The 1,195-nt window shown below is 55.5% G+C and carries 1 protein-coding gene; it reads right to left on the bottom strand.

The genetic code is table 11. From position 1 onward, the window contains the following. Positions 1–11: 11 nt before the first annotated feature. Positions 12–974: an IS110 family transposase gene (locus PMI22_RS03270; RefSeq protein ID WP_007948737.1), complete on the bottom strand. Its 963-nt coding sequence runs from the start codon at positions 972–974 to the stop codon at positions 12–14. Between the last annotated feature and the right edge of the window lie 221 nt (positions 975–1,195).

Genomic DNA, 1,195 nt, shown 5'->3' with positions numbered 1-1,195 from the left:
TGTGGGAGATTCTATGTTGCAGGGGAACCCTGTAGCCTTAAATTCGGCTGGTATTCGCTCTGGTTTTTCATGAGGGCGAATGCCACCCGGCATAGCTTGCGGGCGAGGATGACCAGGGCTTGGGTTTTTGCCAGGCCCCTGGCCAGATAGGACTCATAGTACGGCTTCCAGACGGGGGACCTACAAGCCGCCATCGCCGCGTTGTGAGCCAGGCGCCGCAGCTCCGTATCGCCTTTTTTGGACAGATGGCGAGGGCTGTTCTTCTTGCCTGAATCCTTTGCTCGCAAGTCCATCCCCAAAAAAGCAATGAATGCATCGCCGTTGGCGAAGTGACCGCGCATGAATGCGGTCGCCAAGCCCGTAGCCGTAAGCTCACCGATCCCCTCAATGGCTTTGCAACGCTTGATGTTTTCGGTGATGCCTGCCTTTTTGCTGACTTTGTGCAGTAATTTCTGAATGGCTTGCTCAGCTTGTTTGAAGGACTTCAACTGCCGGGCCAATTCATCTTTCAGAAGCGGTTCACCTGACCAACTCAGCGTCATGCCCACACGCACATTGATAAGTTCTGCGCGTCTATGCAGCAGACTTTTCAACACCTTGTAGGCCTGCGGAGGTGGGCTCCAGAGGCGCAGTCGTCCCTGCTCGCTAGACAGGTAACGCGCCAGCAGGCGCGCATCACAAGGGTCGGTTTTCGCCCGCTGGCCAATGCTTTCGCGGTAGTGGCTCAGCCGATAAGCATCCACAACGTAAACCCGATGTCCCATTTCATGGGCCAGTTCGACCGTGTCCAAGTGGTAAATGCTGGTGGCTTCCAAAGCAATTGAGCTTTGCGCAGGCAGCGCCTTGAGCCAACGCCCAAGAGTCTCTCGGTCGTTGTTGATGTGTTGAGTGGTTTGCATGTCTTCGCGGTAAGCGACGATTTCGGCCTTGGCCACATCGATACCGATTACCGTTGGCGAGGTAAGGATTGTCATGACGAATCCTCGGAGCTAGGGTTTAAGGGCTTGTCGGGGTTTACCCTTGCGCTGGCTTGCCTCTATCGTCGGTTTTACCGATGAATTCCTTATCGGCGCTTCGGGTAGAAAGGGCGGGACGAGAAGTCTCCCACGGTCCGTACTGGCTAGAGTCGGAATCGAGCTTTTAGTCCCGCCCACCCCTTCAAGTCTAAACATACAAGCGAGCCTGCTCGCGATGG

Source organism: Pseudomonas sp. GM21, assembly GCF_000282215.1.
Classification (GTDB): Bacteria; Pseudomonadota; Gammaproteobacteria; order Pseudomonadales; family Pseudomonadaceae; genus Aquipseudomonas.
Note: the sequence above shows the minus strand (reverse complement) of the source record. Positions and strands in the feature narration are given on the sequence as shown.

Excerpts from the sequence above, each read along its gene's own strand:
- PMI22_RS03270 (WP_007948737.1), bottom strand. The coding sequence starts at position 974 with ATGACAATCCTTACCTCGCCAACGGTAATCGGTATCGATGTGGCCAAG.